A 1630-nucleotide genomic window follows, 5' to 3' on the forward strand; every position below is an offset into this window, starting at 1 on the left:
TATCAGATAACAGCGCCCCGTAAGGGGCGTTCTCATTTCAAAAATCATTCGAGAGAGAACCTTGGCGAGGTGGGCAAGCGCCCGAACCGTAGGCCGTCCATCAGGCCTTGGGTTTGGCCTGTGGGCGGGGGCGTTGTCCACGGAGCTGCTTTAGGCTTGATTTGCGTATGGCCTTCAAGATCTCGCCCGCATGTTCTGGTGTCAGAACCAAGACTGAACCGCCATCCCTGATCGCCTGCATCTGGGCGTCGAGTCCTTCTAATAGCCCCCTATTTATCGTCACCGTAACGTTATTCTCCTGCTGCTTGGCACGAAAGGCGGCCTGACGTTCTGCCCCCGTCTTGGCGGTTCCGGTTTTGGGTCTACCCCGGCCACGCTTCTCGCCAAACATATCCCCCGTTCCCCTGTCGGTGCTGTCCTTCATACCCACTCCCTTTTTAGTCACTGCGACGATAATTTATTATGCGTTACTGTAACGGTAATTGCCAATTTTCCAGCTCCCACCTTTCATGCTACCTTGGATTAAGCCAGCCTACCCGTATTACTGTTTCGCCCGCTTCGCGGCTCACAGTAACACGGGGCTGGTGAGGGGCTTCGCCCCTTCAATCCCCACACAAAAAACCGGAGGCACCGTGACCAAAACGGCCAGAACGACCACCGTCAGCGTGCGGATAGACAAGCCGACCGCTGCCGAATGGCGGGAGAAGGCGGAGGCGTCAGACCTCAGTTTGTCGGACTGGATCAGGGGGGCTATCGATGCCAATCAGCAAACGCACCTGCCGACCCCGCGCAAGCGAGCGGTCCGAGTGCGCGATAGCAGCCACGATGCGGATCCGGTGCTGATGCGGCAATTGGCAGGGATGAGCAACAACCTCAACCAGATTGCCCGCGCCCTGAACGAGTGCCGGCTGCTCGGTTCACCGGTGCAAGTGGTCGAAGTGCTGGCCCTGCTTCGCAGTATCGAGGGGCAGGCCGCGCACCTGTTGCCCCAGTTGCCGCCGCCCCCCAAGCCGAACCGTAAGGGGGAGAGCGATGCACATTAAATTCCTTGCCCACGGCACGGGCAGCGGTGCCCGCGCCTCGGCCTACCTGATGGGGCCGCACGATCACACAGGGGAGCCACGGGCAGGGGTGGCAGTACTGCGGGGGGATCCGGTGCTGTTCGCTGCGGTGGCCGACTCGCTGCCCTTTCAGCAGCGCTATAGCAGCGCAGTGATCTCATGGGCTGCCGAAGAGGCCCCGCGACCGGACGAGATCAGCGCCGTGCTGGACGACTTCGAGGCGCTGGCGTTTGCCGGACTGGCGCGGGAGGACGTGCACCTGACCGCCGTCGAACACGCCGAAGCGGATGGCGGGGTGCATGTGCACATCCTGATCCCCCGTGTTCACCTGGACAGCGGTAAATCGTTCAATCCGGCCCCGCCAGGGCAGCGCAAAGACTTCGATGCGGTGAGGGACAAGCACAACCACGAAAAGGGATGGGCGCGGCCAGACGACCCGCTCAGGGCGCGGCTATTGCGGCCCGATTTTGAAGCGTACAAGGCCGTGACCGACCACTCAGCCATCAAAAAGCAGCTCACCGACCACCTGATCGGCGCGGTCGCGCAAGGGGTGGTGAGCAATGCCGCCG

3 protein-coding genes are annotated in these 1630 nt (G+C 61.7%); 2 read left to right on the top strand and 1 reads right to left on the bottom strand.

Translation table 11 applies throughout. From position 1 onward, the window contains the following. Positions 1-100 precede the first annotated feature (100 nt). On the bottom strand, positions 101-391 hold the full coding sequence (locus FO441_RS12450) for a hypothetical protein (protein ID WP_222927814.1): 291 nt from the start codon (positions 389-391) through the stop codon (positions 101-103). A gap of 241 nt (positions 392-632) precedes the next feature. Here FO441_RS12450 and FO441_RS12455 point away from each other — a divergent pair, with 241 nt between their 5' ends. Both FO441_RS12455 and FO441_RS12460 read left to right on the top strand, forming a co-directional pair. After that, positions 633-1043 (top strand): MobC family plasmid mobilization relaxosome protein, encoded by a 411-nt coding sequence (locus FO441_RS12455; RefSeq protein ID WP_145290813.1) that lies wholly within the window; start codon positions 633-635, stop codon positions 1041-1043. Next, positions 1033-1630: relaxase/mobilization nuclease domain-containing protein (locus tag FO441_RS12460; RefSeq protein ID WP_186365559.1), on the top strand; the 598-nt coding region annotated here is incomplete at its 3' end. The genes FO441_RS12455 and FO441_RS12460, both read left to right, overlap by 11 nt.

Source organism: Salinicoccus cyprini (genome assembly GCF_007713705.1).
Classification (GTDB): domain Bacteria; phylum Bacillota; class Bacilli; order Staphylococcales; family Salinicoccaceae; genus Salinicoccus; species Salinicoccus cyprini.